Below are 16,838 nucleotides of genomic sequence, written 5' to 3'. Positions count from 1 at the left end.
GCGTCTATGCAACTGACGCCACAAATACGTGCAACTCTTGCAATCCAATTATCCGCATCGCCCGTTTTTGGTGCTGTACTGCCTCAGGCAACCGAAGAAAGCGCCAGCAATGCGCGATGGCATAAGTCTTGCGCGCTTTCCAATACGCTCAAGGCTCGCAGGAGGCACGCCGTGTCGATTCATGTCGCATTGCACCACGTCACGCATTACCGCTATGACCGCGCTGTCGAGCTGGGTCCGCAGATTGTTCGCCTGCGTCCCGCCGCCCACAGCCGCACGCGGATTCTGTCTTATGCGCTGAAAGTCTCGCCCGAGCAGCACTTCATCAACTGGCAGCAGGACCCCCAGGGCAATTACCTGGCGCGGTTGGTGTTCCCGGAGAAAACCGAAGAACTGCGGATCGAGGTCGATCTGCTGGCGGAGATGGCGATCTTCAATCCGTTCGACTTCTTCCTCGAACCCTACGCGGAAAAGATCCCCTTCACCTATGCAGCAGATGAGCGCAAGGAACTGACGCCGTATCTGGAAACCCTGCCGCTGACGCCGAAATTCAAGGCCTATCTGGACGGCATCGACCGCACACCGTTGCCTGCCGTGGACTTCCTCGTCGCGCTCAACCAGCGCCTGAGCGAAGAAATCAACTACCTGATTCGCATGGAGCCCGGCGTACAAACGCCTGAACATACCCTCGAACAGGCTTCCGGTTCGTGCCGCGATTCCGCCTGGTTGCTGGTGCAACTGCTGCGCAACCTGGGACTGGCGGCGCGTTTCGTGTCGGGCTACCTGATCCAGCTGACCGCCGACGTGAAAAGTCTCGACGGTCCGTCCGGCACCGAAGTGGATTTCACCGATCTGCACGCCTGGTGCGAGGTGTACTTGCCCGGTGCCGGCTGGATCGGTCTGGACGCAACCTCCGGGCTGTTTGCCGGTGAAGGACATATTCCGTTGGCCTGTAGTCCCGATCCGTCTTCTGCGGCACCGATCAGTGGCCTCGTGGAACCCTGCGAGTGCGAATTCAGCCACGAAATGTCCGTGGAGCGGATTTGGGAAGCGCCGCGGGTTACCAGGCCCTACACCGACGACCAGTGGATGGCGATCCAGGCCCTGGGCCGACAGATCGATGCCGACTTGCTGGAGGGCGATGTGCGCCTGACCATGGGCGGCGAGCCGACCTTTGTGTCCATCGATGACCCGGACGGTGCCGAGTGGAATACCGCGGCACTGGGGCCGGACAAGCGGCGGTTGTCCGCCGAACTGTTCCAGCGCATGCGTAAACACTACGCGCCCAATGGACTGGTGCATTTCGGGCAAGGCAAGTGGTACCCCGGCGAGCAACTGCCGCGCTGGTCGCTCAATTGTTATTGGCGCCGCGACGGCGTGCCGATCTGGCACAACAGCGCGCTGATCGCCGACGAACAACAAGACTACGGCGCCGATGGCGCGCTGGCCGGACGTTTTCTGGCGAGTGTCGCCGAACGCCTGAAAATTCCGACCCGCTTCGTTTTTCCAGCCTACGAAGACAATTTCTATTACCTCTGGCGCGAAGGAATGCTGCCGCAAAACGTCAGCGCCGAAGATTCGCGTCTGGAGGAGCCGTTGGAGCGGGCGCGTCTGCGCAAGGTGTTCAGCCAGGGGTTGGACAAGGTGATTGGCCAGGTCCTTCCGCTGGCGCGCACCGCCAAGGGCGATCAGTGGCAGAGCGGCCGCTGGTATCTGCGCGAAGAGCACTGCCGTCTGGTGCCGGGGGACTCGCCGCTGGGCTATCGCTTGCCGCTGGGGTCGCAACCCTGGGTGAAAGCGGCGGAATATCCATTCATTCATGCCCAAGACCCGAATCAGGCGTTCCCGCCGCTGCCTGACACCGGTCAGCTTCAGAGCCAAGGCGCAGCCGTCACAGAAGAGCGCGCACCCAAAATCGACGAGTCCGCCGACTGGCTGACCCGTACGGCCTTCTGTGCCGAGGCGCGGGAAGGCCGGTTGTACCTGTTCATGCCGCCGCTGGAGCGGGTCGAGGATTACCTTGAACTGGTCGCGGCCATCGAAGCCACCGCTGAAGAACTGATGTGCCCGGTATTGCTGGAGGGCTATGAGCCGCCGAGCGATCCACGCCTGAGCAACTTCCGCATCACCCCGGACCCGGGGGTGATCGAAGTCAACGTGCAGCCGTCCGCCACCTGGGATGAATTGGTCGAGCGCACCGAGTTCCTCTATGAAGAAGCGCGCCAGACCCGCCTGACCACCGAGAAATTCATGATCGACGGCCGGCACACCGGTACGGGCGGCGGTAACCATTTCGTGCTGGGTGGCGCGACCCCGGGGGACTCGCCGTTTCTGCGTCGCCCGGATCTGCTGCGCAGCCTGATCAGCTACTGGCACAACCACCCGTCCTTGTCCTACCTGTTTTCCGGATTGTTCATCGGCCCGACGTCCCAGGCGCCCCGCGTCGACGAAGCGCGCAACGATGCCTTGTACGAACTGGAAATCGCATTTGCGCAAATGCCCTCACCGGGTGAGGAGTGTCCGCCATGGTTGGTGGATCGACTGCTGCGCAACCTGCTGATCGATGTCACCGGCAACACCCACCGCGCCGAGTTCTGCATCGACAAGCTCTATTCGCCGGACGGTGCCACCGGCCGCCTCGGATTGCTGGAGCTGCGCGCGTTCGAGATGCCGCCCCATGCCCGCATGAGCCTGGCACAACAATTGTTGCTGCGGGCGCTGGTGGCGCGGTTCTGGCGCGAGCCCTATGCACCGCAAAAACTCGCGCGCTGGGGCACGGAGCTGCACGATCGCTTCCTGCTGCCGCACTTTATCGAGCAGGATTTTGCCGATGTCATCGTCGACCTCAACGCCGCCGGTTATCCGGTGCGGGCTGAATGGTTCGCCGCGCATCTGGAGTTCCGTTTTCCCAAGGTGGGCGATTACGCCGTCAGCGGTATTGCACTGGAGCTGCGTCAGGCGCTCGAGCCCTGGCACGTACTGGGTGAAGAGGGCGCCATGGGCGGCACGGTGCGTTACGTGGATTCGTCGCTGGAGCGTTTGCAGGTCAAACTCAGCGGCTTGCCGCCCCAGCGTTATCTGCTGACCTGCAATGGTATTCCTGTTCCATTGCAGCCCACCGGGCGAGTCGGCGAATTCGTCGCGGGCGTGCGTTTTCGTGCCTGGCAACCGGCCAATTGCCTGCAGCCGACCATCCCGGTCCACGCGCCGCTGGTATTTGACCTGCTCGATACCTGGATGCAGCGTTCGCTGGGCGGCTGCCAGTACCACGTCGCCCACCCGGGCGGGCGCAATTACGACAGCTTGCCGGTCAATGCCAATGAGGCCGAGAGCCGGCGGATGGCGCGCTTCTTCCGCATCGGGCACACGCCGGGGAAACTGCCTGTACCCCATCTGGACATTAACGATGAGCTACCGATGACGCTCGATTTGCGACGTTTCTAAACCGTCCGCGACGCTCGGATTTTTCGTCTATCCGGGCGTCACGAGCCTGCGCTAGTCTGACCGATCATTGCTGTCTGCCGAGCTTTCCATGCCTGACCTGCTAGACCGCTACCCGCTGACGGCGGGCACCTATCACGAACTGCTCGACGCCAGTGGCGCCGTGCGCCCGCACTGGCGTCGGCTGTTCGAGCAGTTGCAACGCAGCACGCCGGCACAACTGGTGCAGCGTCAGGCCCTGTTGACCCGGCAGATTCAGGAAAACGGCGTTACCTATAACGTCTATGCCGACCCCAAGGGCGCTGACCGGCCGTGGGAGCTGGACCTGCTGCCCCACGTCATCGCTGCCGATGAATGGCAACAGTTGTCGGCCGGCATCGCGCAGCGGGCGCGTTTGCTCAATGCCGTACTGGCTGACCTTTACGGTCCGCAACAGCTGATTGCCGAAGGCCTGCTGCCCGCCGAACTGGTGTTCGGTCACAACAACTTCCTTTGGCCCTGTCAGGGGATCAACCCGCCTGACGGAGCCTTTCTGCATCTGTATGCCGTGGATCTGGCGCGCACACCCGATGGCCGCTGGTGGGTCACGGCGGACCGCACCCAGGCGCCCTCCGGTGCCGGGTATGCGCTGGAAAACCGCACGATTGTGTCCCGGGCCTTTCCCGAGTTGTACCGTGATTTGAAGGTGCAACACCTGGCCGGGTTCTTCCGTACCTTGCAGGAAACACTGGCGCGTCAGGCCCCGAGTGACGAGGACGCACCCTTGGTGGTGCTGCTGACACCCGGGCGTTTCAACGAAAGTTACTTCGAACATCTGTACCTGGCGCGTCAGCTCGGCTATCCGCTGGTGGAGGGCGGCGACCTGACGGTGCGCGACGCCACGGTCTACCTGAAGACCCTGAGTGGACTGCGCCGGGTGCACGCGATCATGCGTCGGCTCGACGATGACTTCTGCGACCCGCTGGAACTGCGCACTGATTCGGCCCTCGGTGTGCCGGGCCTGCTGGAAGCGGTGCGGCAGGGGCGGGTGCTGGTAGCCAACGCGCTTGGCAGTGGTGTGCTGGAATCGCCGGGCTTGCTGGGTTTCCTGCCGAAGATCAATCAGTTCCTGTTCGGCGAAGAGCTGATCCTGCCGTCCATCGCCACCTGGTGGTGCGGCGAAGCGCCGGTATTGGCCCAGGCTTTGGAAAAACTGCCGGAGCTGCTGATCAAACCGGCGTTTCCGTCCCAGAGCTTTGCACCGGTATTTGGCCGCGACTTGAGTGAAAAACAGCGCCAGGAGCTCGCCGAGCGCATGCAGGCACGGCCATATGCTTATGTGGCGCAAGAACTTGCGCAACTGTCCCAGGCGCCGATCTGGCAAGCCGAAGACGGTCAACTGCAACCCCGGGCCATCGGCATGCGCGTGTATGCGGTGGCCAGCCGTGAGGGATATCGGGTGTTGCCCGGTGGCTTGACCCGGGTCGCCGCGCAAGCCGATGCCGAAGTGGTGTCGATGCAACGCGGCGGCGCCAGCAAGGACACTTGGGTGTTGGGCGATCGAGCGCCCAGTGGCGAGCAATGGAAGGCCCAGCGCAACATCAGCGTGCATGATCTGGTGCGGCGCGATCCGTATCTGCCATCGCGGGTGGTGGAAAACCTGTTCTGGTTTGGCCGTTACTGCGAACGTTGCGATGACAGTGCCCGTTTGCTGCGCGTCATGCTCGCGCGCTATGTCGACGGCGACGACCCGCAAGCCTTGCAGGCCGCAGTCGATCTCGGCGAACGGTTGATGCTGCTGCCCGAAGAGGGCGAATTACCCGAACGCCTGTTGGCGGCATTGCTCGGTGACGACTGGCCGTTCAGCCTGCGTTCCAACCTGCAACGCTTGCAGTGGGCCGCTTCGCAAGTGCGCGGCAAGCTCTCGCGGGAAAACTGGCAGGCGTTGGTGGAGTTGCAGCGCGAAGCCATGGAGCTGGAAACCGAAGAACCGGATTTCGGCGAGTTGCTGGATTTCCTCAACCGTCTGGTGATGTCCCTGGCGGCGCTGTCCGGCTTTGCCCTGGACGACATGACCCGGGACGAAGGCTGGCGTTTCCTGATGATTGGCCGGCGGATCGAACGCTTGCAGTTTCTCAGCGGCAGCCTGGCGGCGTTCCTGCGGGGCGCCGGGGTCTTCGATCAGGCCGGGCTGGAATGGTTGCTGGAACTGGGCAACAGCAGCATCACCTACCGGTCGCGCTATCTGGCGGTCGCGCAGTTGATCCCGGTACTCGACCTGTTGTTGCTCGACGAGCAGAACCCTCACGCCGTGTTGTTCCAGTTGAAACTGGTGACACGCACCCTCAAGCGTCTCAACGACGACTTTGGCGTACCGCGTGAAACAGTACTGCCGCAATTGGTCGAGCGTCTGGCGCGATTCGATCTGGGTTGCCTGGAAAACCCGCTGTTCGGCGATGCCAGTGTTCGCGCCGCCATCGAAGGGTTGGCCGCACTGTTGCAGGAGATCGCCGACGCCAGCGGGCAAGTCTCCGATCGCCTGGCGCTGCGGCATTTCGCCCATGTCGACGATGTCAGCCAGCGCACGGTGTCTGTCTGATGAGCGCCCGTTACCAGATTTTCCACGACACCCATTATCACTACGACAGCCCGGTGTCCCTGGCCCAGCAGTTGGCGCATTTGTGGCCGCGCCCTTGTGCCTGGCAGCGTTGCACCGACCGGCAATTGCAGATCAGTCCGCAGCCAACCTCGCGTCGCGATGAGCTGGATGTATTCGGCAATCCGCTGACCCGGCTGGCGTTCGAGCGTCCCCACGATGAGTTGCTGGTCAACGCCAGTCTCACGATCGAAGTGTTGCCCCGACCTGTGCTGGACTTCAGTAAGTCTGCGGCGTGGGAACACACACGAAGCGCACTGACCTACAGCAGCCAACCGTTGTCGCCAGAATTGCTCGAAGCCTGCCGATACCGGTTCGAATCGCCGTATGTGCATTTGAAGAAAAACTTCGTCGAGTTCTCGCAAAGCTGTTTTCCACCCGGTCGACCGTTGTTGCTCGGCGTGCAGGCGCTGATGGAGAAAATCTTCAGCGAGTTCACCTTCGATGCTGAAGCTACCCAGGTGGCGACTCCGCTGGTGGAAGTGCTGGAGCGCCGACGCGGGGTCTGTCAGGACTTTGCTCACCTGATGCTCGCTTGCGTGCGTTCCAGAGGGTTGGCGGCGCGCTATATCAGCGGCTACCTGCTGACCCAGCCACCACCGGGTCAGCCACGGCTGATCGGCGCCGATGCGTCCCACGCCTGGGTTTCGGTGTTTTGTCCGGTGTCGGGGTGGGTGGATTTCGATCCGACCAACAATGTGCAGCCGGCGCTGGAGCACATCACCCTGGCCTGGGGCCGGGATTTTTCCGATGTGTCGCCGTTGCGGGGGGTGATCCTGGGAGGAGGGAACCACGACCCGGAAGTTCGGGTAACCGTGATGCCACTGGAATAACAACGATCGACTGTAGGAGCGAGCTTGCTCGCGATGGGCGTGAACGATGACGCGTACTGTCAGGAAAAATGCGTTGTCTTGGAGTTTTTCGCGAGCAAGCTCGCTCCTACAGGGGGCGGTATGTGCAGCTCTTTGGGGTGGGGTTTTAGATCGGCCTGTGAGGATCGGCAGCCAAGCTGCCAATCCATTACACAGATCCGGTGGGCCAGATCAGATCAACCGGCCCGGAGGTTCTCAGGCGTCGGGCGCCGAGTCTTTTGGTGCATCAACATCGTCTTCTGCCGCCACTTCACCCTCAGGGTTCAGTGCCGCTTCTTCAGCTGTAGCTTTCTTGCGCTGAAGCTTTTCCTCTTTCTTCTGCTCCTTGGCCAAGTCTCTCTGACGTTTGGCGAAGGAATAATTAGGTTTAGCCATGGGCGATCCTCTGGGGTCGAAGGTGAGGTTGAGCGGCGCATATTCTGCCCTGTATCGGTGCCGAGCCGTTAGCTGGGTTTTTGCTCGGCCCACTTTGGCGCTACGGACGGTTGCCAGGCATCCAGAGCATCGAGCAGGTTTTGCGGCGATTCGCTCACCTGCAGCATGTCACGGTGCTGCCCGCGAACGAAGCCTTCGCCGACGATGTGATCAAGAAAAGACGTCAATTTGCTGTAGAAACCGTTCACTTCCAGCAATCCCAGCGGTTTTCCGTGGTAGCCGAGTTGGCCCCAGGTCCAGACTTCGAACAGTTCTTCGAGGGTGCCAAGGCCACCGGGCAGCGCGATAAAGGCATCGCTGAGTTCGGCCATCCGGGCCTTGCGCGCGTGCATGCCATCGACAACTTCCAGGCGGGTCAGGCCGCTGTGGCCGATTTCCTTGTCCTTGAGGCTTTGCGGGATGATGCCGATCACTTCACCGCCGGCCGCCAGGGCCGCATCAGCGACGATGCCCATCAGCCCCACGGCGCCACCGCCATACACCAGGGTCAGCTTGCGTTCGGCCAGAGCCCGGCCAAGGGCCACGGCGGCTTCGCGGTAAGCCGGGTGGGTGCCGGTGCTGGCGCCACAAAATACACAAACGGATGTTAAAGACATGCCTTGCTCCATGGTCGATCAGGGCCACAGAGTAAAGGCAGGCGCGCGTCACTCCAAGGGCTAGACTTGGTGTTTTGGCGTTTCGTACGTACCGCTGGCGCCGCAGGCGTAGGCGGCCAGCAAACTGCACAACAGGCTGTTGATCGACATGACAGACATTCCATTTGAAGGGGGACGGCCTGATGATAGGCCCGGACCAGACACTTGGCCGTTAGATATTTCGCATCGGTGCCATAGCTCGAAAGTTGTATACAATTTTTGATTCAAGTCATATGAACTTGCGAAGTTTTCAGGCAGTCTTCTGTTTATTCGCGATTTCGTTAACCCTGCCTTGGAGATTCACCATGTTTGCCAAACTTGTTGCGGTATCCCTGTTGACACTGGCCAGCAGCCAATTGATGGCTGCCGAGTGCAAAGTCACTGTCGACTCCACCGACCAGATGTCTTTCGACACGAAGGCCATTGAAATCGACAAGAGCTGCAAGACGTTTACCGTGGAACTCAAGCACTCCGGCAGCTTGCCGAAGAACGTCATGGGCCATAACTGGGTGCTGAGTAAAGAAGCCGACATGCAGCCGATCGCCACCGATGGCCTGAGCGCCGGTATCGACAAGAACTACCTGAAAGAAGGTGACGCCCGTGTGATCGCCCACACCAAGATCATCGGCGCCAAGGAAACCGATTCGGTGACCTTCGACGTGTCCAAGCTCGCGGCCGGTGAAAAGTACGGGTTCTTCTGCTCGTTCCCGGGCCACATCTCGATGATGAAAGGCACCGTGACCCTGAAGTAATCAGGTACACCGCGTCATCGTTCTTCGCGAGCAAGCCCGCTCCCACATTTAGACCGCGATCAAATGTGGGAGCGAGCCTGCTCGCGAATGGGCCATCTGCATCAACAAATGTGCTGGCCAAAGAAAAGCCCGCTGAGGATCACTCTTCAGCGGGCTTTTTCATTCAATCACCAATCAAGGCGCGAACGGCATCACACGCTTGTGATGGGTCTTGTTGTAGGTGTCGCAAATGATCTTGAACGCTTCCTCACGCACCGGATGGCCGTGCAGGAACGCGTCGATCTCGGCATAGGTCACGCCGTGGGAGGCTTCGTCCGGTTTGCCGGGCGACAGGTCTTCAAGGTCCGCCGTCGGGACTTTTTCCACCAGCGATTCCGGCGCGCCGAAGCTGCGGGCGATGGCGCGGACCTGGTTTTTCACCAGACCGCTCAGTGGCGCCAGGTCGCAGGCGCCGTCACCGAACTTGGTGAAGAACCCCATCACCGCTTCCGCCGCGTGATCGGTGCCGATCACCAGGCCATGGGCCGCGCCGGCGATGGTGTATTGGGCGACCATGCGCATGCGCGCCTTGGTGTTGCCGAGCACGAAGTCCACCGACACCGCATGTTTGCCTTCGAAGGCCGCCACTTCATTGGCCAGGGCCTTGACCGCCGGACCGATGTTCACGGTGTGACGCTCGTCCGGCTTGATGAAATCTACCGAAGCCTGGGCGTCGTGTTCATCGAACTGGGTTTCGTAGGGCAGGCGCACGGCAATGAATTTGTACGCGGCATCACCGCTGCGCTGGCGCAGTTCACGCACGGCTCGCTGGGCCAGCAGGCCGGCGGTCAGGGAGTCGACACCGCCACTGATGCCCAGGACCAGGGTCTTGAGCCCGGAGTTGGCCAGGCAGTCCTGAATGAAAGTCACCCGCCGGGCGACTTCGGCCTCAAGGGCGGCTTCGTCGGCGAATGGCGGCTGGACCTTGAGCTGTTCAGCAATCTCACGCTGTACGGCTTGCATGAATTCACTCCTTGCTTGATGTACTTGAAAGGGCGGCAGGTACTTGGAAAACGTGTCGCAAGTACGCGACGAAATTCGGGTCTTTGCAGTGCGTCTTGCCGGGCTCGTCCGAGATCTTCGCCACCGGCTGGCCGTTGCAGGCGGCCATTTTAAGCACGATGCTCATCGGTTCGACACCCGGAATATCACAGGTCAGGTTGGTGCCGATGCCGAAGCTGACATTGATCCGACCGCGCAGCGCCCGGAATATCTCCAGGGCCCTGGGCAGGGTCAGGCTGTCGGAGAAGGTCAGGGTCTTGCTCATCGGGTCGATACCGAGCTTGTGATAGTGGGCGATGGCTTTTTCCGCCCAGACCACCGGATCGCCCGAATCGTGGCGCAAACCGTCGAAAAGCTTGGCGAAAAACAGATCGAAATCGCCGAGGAAGGCATCCATGGTGATGCAGTCGGTCAGGGCAATCCCCAGCAGGCCACGGTATTCGCGGACCCAGCAATCGAGTGCGGCGATCTGGCTGTCGATCAGCCGCGGGCCGAGCTGCTGGTGCGCCATGATCCATTCGTGGGCCATGGTGCCCAGCGGTTTCATGTCCAGCTCCCGGGACAGGTGCACGTTGCTGGTGCCGACAAAGCGTCCGGGGAAGTCGTGCTTGAGCACATTCACCACTTCTTCCTGTACGCGATACGAGAAACGGCGGCGCGTGCCGAAATCGGCCACCTGCAGCTCGGACAATTCATCGCTGCTGGCGTTGGCGCTCAGCCAGTCGAACTTGCGGTAGAGCTGCTCGCGGGCCTGCTCCAGCACGACTTCGCGATAGCGATAGCGATTGCGTACCTCGCTGACCAGCGCCAGCAGCGGCACTTCGAACAGGATCACATGCAGCCAGGGGCCGCGTAGGCGGATGACCAGCTCGCCGTTTTCGATACCGGTGTGGAGGTAGCGCAGGTTGAAGCGAAACAAGCCGAGAAAGCGCAGGAAATCCGGCTTCAGGAAGCTGATGCGTTCCAGAAAGCTCAATTGATCGGCGCTCAGGCTCAGTTCGGCCAGGCGCTCGATCTGGAAACGGATTTCCGCCAGGTATGGGCGCAAATCCTCGCCGTTACGGCAACGAAACTCCCATTCGACTTCGACGTTGGGGTAGTTGTGCAGCACCGCCTGCATCATCGTCAGCTTGTAGAAGTCGGTGTCGAGCAGGTTCTGCACGATGCGATCGGCAAACACACTCTCGCTCATAACGGGGGTTCTCCACATTGAATAGAGCTAGTGGCGCACAACGGTGGTGGGGATTGCCAGCAATTTTTCAGACTGCCCCAGATCCTTGTGGGAGCGAGCTTGCTCGCGATAGCGGACTGACAGGCAATTCAAGTATTGAATGTAATGACGCCATCGCGAGCAAGCTCGCTCCCACAGGGATTGTGAAAAGGCTCAATGTTGTGGGGCATCCGGGCTATCAATCTGCTCCAGCATCCATTTCACAAAATCCCGCACCTTGGGCACTTCCGCCGAATGCTCCGGGTACGCAAGGTAATAGGCGTCACTGCTGGGCATTGCATGCTGCCAGGGAATGACCAGCTTGCCGTCGGCCAGTTCCTCTTCCACCAGAAAGCGCGGTAGCAGTGCCACGCCGCAGCCAACCTGGGCGGCGCGGATGCACATGTAAAAGGTTTCGAAACGCGGGCCGTGGTAGCTGTGCTCGGTGTGGTAGCCCTGGTGGTCGAACCAGTCATGCCAGGCCTGGGGGCGGGAGGCGTTTTGCAGCAGGACCAGGTCGGTCAGTTGCGTTGGGTCGGTGAACGGGGTGTCCGGCAGGCTGCCCGGGGCACACACTGGCACCAGCTCTTCACCGAACAGCTTCAGGCATTCGGTGCCGGGCCGCGAGCCCTGGCCGAAGTAGAACGCCAGGTCGCTGCGACCTTGCAGCAGGTCGTCGGCTTCCTGTTCGCTGCACAGGTCCAGATGGATCGACGGATGGCGCAGACGCCAGCCTTTCAGGCGCGGTACCAGCCAGCGGGCGCCGAAGGTGGGCGGCGTCGAAACCCGCAGGACTTCGGTTTCGCCACCGTAGGAACGCAGGTAATGGGTCGACATCTCGACCTGAGTGAGGATTTTTCGCACTTCAACCAGGTACAGATCGCCGGCCGGCGTCATCTGCAGGCGGCGGCGCACCCGGCGGAACAGCAGGTGCTGCAACAGCTCCTCGAGTTGCGCGACCTGTTTGCTCACGGCGCTCTGGGTCAGGTTCAGCTCTTCGGCAGCCCGGGTGAAGCTCAAGTGCCGGGTGACGGCTTCGAAGCACTGCAGCGCAGCGATCGATGGCAGGTAGCGTTTATTCAGCATGGGCGGTCCTTGGTTCTTGTTTCTTATTGCCAGCAATGCACAGCATGAATAAACGGAATGATATCTCTCTTAAAGGTCGTTTGTTGAGTAACCTCCGGGCAGCTAAAACTACAGGTCTGATCAGCCGTGAATTTCCGGCTGCACGTGTTCTGTCTTTTGCTTGAGGAGTGACCCATGGTTGCCGCATTGCTTGATCGTCTAGGTGTGAACCCGGCCCTGTACCAGAACGGCAAAGTGCCGGTGCATTCGCCGGTCGATGGCAGCAGGATCGCCGCCGTGAACTGGGAAGGCGCGGCTGAAGTCGAGCAGCACATCAGTCGCGCAGATCATGCGTTCGAACTGTGGCGCAAGGTTCCGGCACCGCGCCGTGGTGAGTTGGTGCGTCAATTCGGTGAAGTGCTGCGCGAATACAAGGCCGACCTCGGCGAGCTGGTGTCCTGGGAAGCCGGCAAGATCACCCAGGAAGGCCTGGGTGAAGTTCAGGAAATGATCGACATCTGCGACTTCGCCGTCGGCCTGTCCCGTCAGCTGTACGGTTTGACCATCGCTTCCGAGCGCCCAGGCCACCACATGCGTGAAACCTGGCACCCGCTGGGCGTTGTCGGGGTGATCAGTGCATTCAACTTCCCGGTTGCGGTCTGGGCCTGGAACACCACGCTGGCGCTGGTGTGCGGCAACCCTGTGGTGTGGAAACCCTCGGAAAAGACCCCGCTCACCGCGCTGGCCTGCCAGGCGCTGTTCGACCGCGTCGTGAAGAACTTCAGCGATGCACCCGCGAATTTGTGCCAGGTAGTGATCGGCGGTCGCGATGCCGGCGAAGCCTTGGTGGACGACCCGCGCGTAGCCCTGATCAGCGCCACCGGCAGCACCCGCATGGGCCGCGAAGTGGCACCGAAAGTGGCCGCGCGCTTTGCCCGCAGCATTCTCGAACTGGGCGGTAACAATGCCATGATCCTCGGTCCGAGCGCCGACCTGGACATGGCTGTTCGCGCGATTCTGTTCAGTGCCGTCGGCACCGCCGGTCAGCGCTGCACCACCTTGCGTCGACTGATCGCTCATGAATCGGTGAAAGAAGAAATCGTCACCCGCCTGAAAGCCGCGTACTCGAAAGTGCGTATCGGCCATCCGCTGGAAGGCAACCTGGTCGGCCCGCTGATCGACAAGCAAAGCTTCGACAACATGCAGGATGCGCTGGAGCAGGCCTTGAGCGAAGGCGGCAAGGTCTTCGGCGGCAAGCGTCAGCTGGAAGACCAGTTCCCGAACGCTTACTACGTTTCGCCGGCCATCGTCGAAATGCCGGAGCAGAGCGATGTGGTCTGCCACGAAACCTTTGCACCAATCCTGTACGTGGTCGGCTACACCGACTTCCAGGAAGCGTTGCGCCTGAACAACGCCGTGCCACAGGGCCTGTCCTCGTGCATCTTCACCACCGACGTGCGTGAAGCCGAGCAGTTCATGTCGGCGGTGGGCAGCGACTGCGGCATCGCCAACGTCAACATCGGCCCGAGCGGCGCGGAAATCGGTGGCGCGTTTGGTGGTGAGAAAGAAACCGGCGGCGGTCGTGAATCCGGCTCCGATGCATGGCGCGGCTACATGCGCCGCCAGACCAACACCGTGAACTATTCGCTGGAGTTGCCATTGGCGCAGGGCATCACGTTCGATTAATTGTAGGAGCGAGCTTGCTCGCGATGATCGTCAACGATAACGCGGGCTTACTGTTTAAACGCGTTGCCATGACGTTTTTCGCGAGCAAGCTCGCTCCTGCAGTGATTTGTGTGTTGGTTGGGTTTCTGTTGGAGTCTGGCAATGCCGTTACGCGAAGAGTGTCTGTGGGAAAAACTGACGCCACAGAGGCCGGACAATTCGGCCCTCAAGGGTGAGGTCACGGTGGATGTCTGTGTCATCGGCGCCGGGTTTACCGGTTTGTCGGCGGCGGTGCATCTGCTGGAGCAAGGCAAGACCGTTTGTGTGCTGGAGGCCCATCGTGCCGGCCATGGTGGCTCTGGGCGCAACGTCGGGCTGGTCAATGCCGGGATGTGGATTCCCCCGGACGAGATCGAAGCCGGGTTCGGCACTGAGGTCGGCAGCCAGCTCAACCGCATGCTGGGCGCAGCGCCATCCCTGGTGTTCAGCCTTGTGGACAAGTACAACATCGATTGCCAGTTGCGCCGCGAAGGCACGCTGCACATGGCGCACAACGCCCGTGGCGAAGCCGACTTGCGCAGTCGTGAAGAACAATGGAAACGTCGTGGTGCGCCGGTAGAGCTGCTCACCGGTCAGGCCTGCGAGCAAGCCACCGGCACGAAAAAGATCGCCGCGGCATTGCTCGATCGCCGCGCCGGCACGCTCAACCCGATGGCCTACACCACGGGGCTGGCCAAGGCGGCCATCGGCCTGGGCGGGCAATTGTTCGATCATTCCCCGGTCACCCGGCTCGAACGCCAGGGCCAGCGCTGGTCGGTGCAAACCGCCCAGGGTTCGGTGATGGCCGAGAAGGTGGTGATTGCCTCCAATGCCTACACCGAAGGCGACTGGACGGAACTGCGGCGCAATTTCTTCCCCGGTTATTACTATCAGGTAGCCTCGGTGCCGCTGACTGAAGAAGCCGCCCGGCAAATTCTGCCCGGTGGCCAGGGTTCCTGGGACACCCGACAGGTGCTCAGCAGTATCCGTCGGGATAAAGACGGTCGCCTGTTGCTTGGCAGCCTGGGTAATGGCAATCAGAAGCCGACCTGGTTCCTCAAGGCCTGGGCCGACCGGGTGCAGCAGCACTATTTCCCGTACCTCAAACCGGTGGAATGGGAATGCACCTGGACCGGCCGCATCGCCTTTACCCCCGATCATCTGATGCGCCTGTTCGAGCCAGCGCCCGGTTTGGTGGCAGTCACCGGTTACAACGGGCGGGGCGTGACCACGGGAACGGTGGTCGGCAAGGCCTTTGCCGATTATCTGTGTAACGGAAATCCTCAAGCGCTACCGATTCCTTTCGCGCCCATGCAGCCATTGGCCGGAGTGGGGTTGCGCAGCTGTCTGTACGAAGCAGGATTCTCGCTGTATCACGCAGGCCAGTGCCTGCGGATCGTGATCTGAATGTTGATTTTTGCAGGGCGCAAGCGGCGCTTTTTCGATCTGCAGCTAGCCTGTAGTGGTGCGGGTTGTAGCAGTCTCGCACCAGCAGTGTGCACTTCGGTGACGCACGTTGTTACAGGCTGGTTGCACGTCGTTTAAAGCTGCGGTTGCAATGATGGCGCGGGCGGGTTGCGCCTCAAAAAAATAATGGTTTTACCTTCCGCGGTTTAGACGGTTGCACGCCCAATGAAAATGGGATCGAAACAGTCGAAATAACAAGAAAGCAGCGACTTTTTTCAGAATAAAAAACCGATGGCACGGCCCTTGCTCTGAGCATTCATTGAAGTCGCAGTGCCAATTAAAAAAACCATGGAGCACCACCTCATGTCCCAGACGTTTTACAAGAAAGGCTTTCTGGCCCTCGCAGTGGCAACTGCGCTGGGTGTTTCTGCGTTTGCTCAGGCTGACATCAAGATCGGCGTAGCGGGACCAATGACAGGCGCCAACGCGGCATTTGGCGAACAGTACATGAAGGGTGCACAAGCGGCGGCCGATGCGGTCAACGCGTCGGGCGGGGTCAACGGGGAAAAAATCGTACTGGTCAAGGGCGATGACGCCTGCGAACCGAAACAGGCTGTGACGGTCGCCAAAGACCTGACCAACCAGAAAGTCGCCGGCGTGGTCGGTCACTTCTGCTCCTCGTCGACCATCCCGGCCTCCGAGATCTACGACGAAGCCGGCATCATCGCAATCACTCCTGGCTCCACCAACCCGGCTGTGACCGAGCGTGGCCTGAGCGCCATGTTCCGTATGTGCGGGCGTGACGACCAGCAAGGCATCGTGGCCGGCGACTACATCGTCGACGTGCTCAAGGGCAAGAAAGTGGTCGTGCTGCACGACAAGGACACCTACGGTCAGGGCCTGGCGGATGCCACCAAGGCTCAGCTTGAGAAGCGTGGTGTGAAGCCTGTGCTGTATGAAGGCCTGACCCGTGGCGAGAAAGACTTCAGCACCATCGTGACCAAGATCCGCGGCGCTGGCGCTGACGTCGTCTACTTCGGTGGCCTGCACCCGGAAGCCGGTCCTCTGGTGCGTCAACTGCGTGAACAGGGCCTGAAAGACGTCAAGTTCATGTCCGACGACGGCATCGTGACCGACGAACTGGTGACCACCGCTGGCGGTCCGCAATTCGTAGACGGCGTGCTGATGACCTTCGGCGCCGACCCACGCCTGCTGCCAGACAGCAAGACCGTGGTAGATGCCTTCCGCAAGGCCGGTACCGAGCCTGAAGGCTACACCCTGTACGCCTACGCTTCGGTCCAGGCCCTGGCGGCAGCCTTCAACGGCGCCAAGTCCAACAAGGGCGAAGAAGCGGCCGCATGGCTGAAGAAGAACCCGGTCAAGACCGTCATGGGCGAGAAGACCTGGGACAGCAAGGGCGACCTGAAAATCTCCGACTACGTGGTTTACCAGTGGGACAAGGACGGCAAATACCACCAGCTGGAAAAACAGAAGTAAGGGCTGACTCGATCACCTGAACCCCACTGATTCCCTGTAGGAGCGAGCACGCTCGCGAAAAACGTCAACGATAACGCGTGCTTGCTGGTTCAACGCGTTGTCCTCAGGTTCTTCGCGAGCAAGCTCGCTCCTACAGGGGGCGGT

Annotated in this window: 12 protein-coding genes; 7 read left to right on the top strand and 5 right to left on the bottom strand. The window is 60.9% G+C overall.

The window, feature by feature from the left end; genetic code table 11:
* Nucleotides 1-171: 171 nt before the first annotated feature.
* The 3 genes from Q8X48_RS03620 to Q8X48_RS03610 all read left to right on the top strand — a co-directional run bounded on the left by Q8X48_RS03620 (nucleotide 172) and on the right by Q8X48_RS03610 (nucleotide 6,909).
* A complete protein-coding gene (locus tag Q8X48_RS03620; protein ID WP_407799677.1) occupies nucleotides 172-3,444 on the top strand; it encodes a transglutaminase family protein in 3,273 nt (1,090 codons plus the stop codon).
* A gap of 88 nt (nucleotides 3,445-3,532) precedes the next feature.
* Nucleotides 3,533-6,019 (top strand): circularly permuted type 2 ATP-grasp protein, encoded by a 2,487-nt coding sequence (locus tag Q8X48_RS03615; RefSeq protein ID WP_407799676.1) that lies wholly within the window; start codon nucleotides 3,533-3,535, stop codon nucleotides 6,017-6,019.
* A complete protein-coding gene (locus Q8X48_RS03610) occupies nucleotides 6,019-6,909 on the top strand; it encodes a transglutaminase family protein (RefSeq protein WP_095964708.1) in 891 nt (296 codons plus the stop codon). Before Q8X48_RS03615 ends, Q8X48_RS03610 begins: the two co-directional genes overlap by 1 nt.
* A gap of 234 nt (nucleotides 6,910-7,143) precedes the next feature.
* On the opposite strand, the gene Q8X48_RS03605 is transcribed toward Q8X48_RS03610, so the two are convergent.
* Together Q8X48_RS03605 and Q8X48_RS03600 are read right to left on the bottom strand one after the other, a co-directional pair.
* Entirely contained in the window at nucleotides 7,144-7,323 is a 180-nt protein-coding gene (locus Q8X48_RS03605; RefSeq protein ID WP_007973286.1) for a hypothetical protein, read from the bottom strand.
* Nucleotides 7,324-7,391: 68 nt separating this feature from the next.
* A complete protein-coding gene (locus Q8X48_RS03600) occupies nucleotides 7,392-7,979 on the bottom strand; it encodes a TIGR00730 family Rossman fold protein (protein WP_007973290.1) in 588 nt (195 codons plus the stop codon).
* 344 nt (nucleotides 7,980-8,323) lie between these two features.
* On the opposite strand from Q8X48_RS03600, the gene azu reads away from it, so the two are divergent.
* Nucleotides 8,324-8,770, top strand: coding sequence for an azurin (azu, locus tag Q8X48_RS03595; RefSeq protein ID WP_015093240.1), 447 nt, complete (start codon nucleotides 8,324-8,326; stop codon nucleotides 8,768-8,770).
* A 174-nt stretch (nucleotides 8,771-8,944) separates the two neighbouring features.
* Here the strand turns inward: azu and nadE are convergent, their stop codons facing one another.
* The 3 genes from nadE to Q8X48_RS03580 form a co-directional block, all read right to left on the bottom strand.
* Complete coding sequence (gene nadE, locus Q8X48_RS03590; protein WP_407799674.1) at nucleotides 8,945-9,772, bottom strand: ammonia-dependent NAD(+) synthetase; 828 nt, start codon at nucleotides 9,770-9,772, stop codon at nucleotides 8,945-8,947.
* A 4-nt stretch (nucleotides 9,773-9,776) separates the two neighbouring features.
* Entirely contained in the window at nucleotides 9,777-11,003 is a 1,227-nt protein-coding gene (gene pncB / locus Q8X48_RS03585) for a nicotinate phosphoribosyltransferase (protein WP_126048937.1), read from the bottom strand.
* A 192-nt stretch (nucleotides 11,004-11,195) separates the two neighbouring features.
* The gene (locus Q8X48_RS03580) at nucleotides 11,196-12,107 is read right to left on the bottom strand and encodes a LysR family transcriptional regulator (RefSeq protein WP_015093243.1); all 912 of its coding nucleotides are present in this window, start codon (nucleotides 12,105-12,107) and stop codon (nucleotides 11,196-11,198) included.
* Between the two features lie 174 nt (nucleotides 12,108-12,281).
* Here Q8X48_RS03580 and amaB point away from each other — a divergent pair, with 174 nt between their 5' ends.
* From amaB to Q8X48_RS03565, 3 genes are all read left to right on the top strand, one after another.
* Nucleotides 12,282-13,772 carry an L-piperidine-6-carboxylate dehydrogenase gene (gene amaB / locus Q8X48_RS03575; RefSeq protein ID WP_007973303.1) on the top strand — a complete coding sequence of 497 codons (1,491 nt, stop codon included), beginning with the start codon at nucleotides 12,282-12,284 and terminating at the stop codon, nucleotides 13,770-13,772.
* 141 nt (nucleotides 13,773-13,913) lie between these two features.
* On the top strand, nucleotides 13,914-15,197 hold the full coding sequence (gene amaA / locus Q8X48_RS03570; protein ID WP_015093244.1) for an L-pipecolate oxidase: 1,284 nt from the start codon (nucleotides 13,914-13,916) through the stop codon (nucleotides 15,195-15,197).
* A gap of 363 nt (nucleotides 15,198-15,560) precedes the next feature.
* Nucleotides 15,561-16,694, top strand: a complete 1,134-nt coding sequence (locus Q8X48_RS03565; protein WP_102698673.1) for an ABC transporter substrate-binding protein — start codon at nucleotides 15,561-15,563, stop codon at nucleotides 16,692-16,694.
* The last annotated feature ends 144 nt before the right edge of the window (nucleotides 16,695-16,838 follow it).

Source organism: Pseudomonas sp. QLc11A, assembly GCF_052112305.1.
Lineage (GTDB): Bacteria > Pseudomonadota > Gammaproteobacteria > Pseudomonadales > Pseudomonadaceae > Aquipseudomonas > Aquipseudomonas laurylsulfatiphila.
Note: the sequence above shows the minus strand (reverse complement) of the source record. Positions and strands in the feature narration are given on the sequence as shown.

Coding starts and splice junctions, on each gene's coding strand:
- Q8X48_RS03615 (WP_407799676.1), top strand. CDS start 3,533: ATGCCTGACCTGCTAGACCGCTACCCGCTGACGGCGGGCACCTATCAC.
- Q8X48_RS03610 (WP_095964708.1), top strand. CDS start 6,019: ATGAGCGCCCGTTACCAGATTTTCCACGACACCCATTATCACTACGAC.
- Q8X48_RS03605 (WP_007973286.1), bottom strand. CDS start 7,323: ATGGCTAAACCTAATTATTCCTTCGCCAAACGTCAGAGAGACTTGGCC.
- Q8X48_RS03600 (WP_007973290.1), bottom strand. CDS start 7,979: ATGTCTTTAACATCCGTTTGTGTATTTTGTGGCGCCAGCACCGGCACC.
- azu (WP_015093240.1), top strand. CDS start 8,324: ATGTTTGCCAAACTTGTTGCGGTATCCCTGTTGACACTGGCCAGCAGC.
- nadE (WP_407799674.1), bottom strand. CDS start 9,772: ATGCAAGCCGTACAGCGTGAGATTGCTGAACAGCTCAAGGTCCAGCCG.
- pncB (WP_126048937.1), bottom strand. CDS start 11,003: ATGAGCGAGAGTGTGTTTGCCGATCGCATCGTGCAGAACCTGCTCGAC.
- Q8X48_RS03580 (WP_015093243.1), bottom strand. CDS start 12,107: ATGCTGAATAAACGCTACCTGCCATCGATCGCTGCGCTGCAGTGCTTC.
- amaB (WP_007973303.1), top strand. CDS start 12,282: ATGGTTGCCGCATTGCTTGATCGTCTAGGTGTGAACCCGGCCCTGTAC.
- amaA (WP_015093244.1), top strand. CDS start 13,914: ATGCCGTTACGCGAAGAGTGTCTGTGGGAAAAACTGACGCCACAGAGG.
- Q8X48_RS03565 (WP_102698673.1), top strand. CDS start 15,561: ATGTCCCAGACGTTTTACAAGAAAGGCTTTCTGGCCCTCGCAGTGGCA.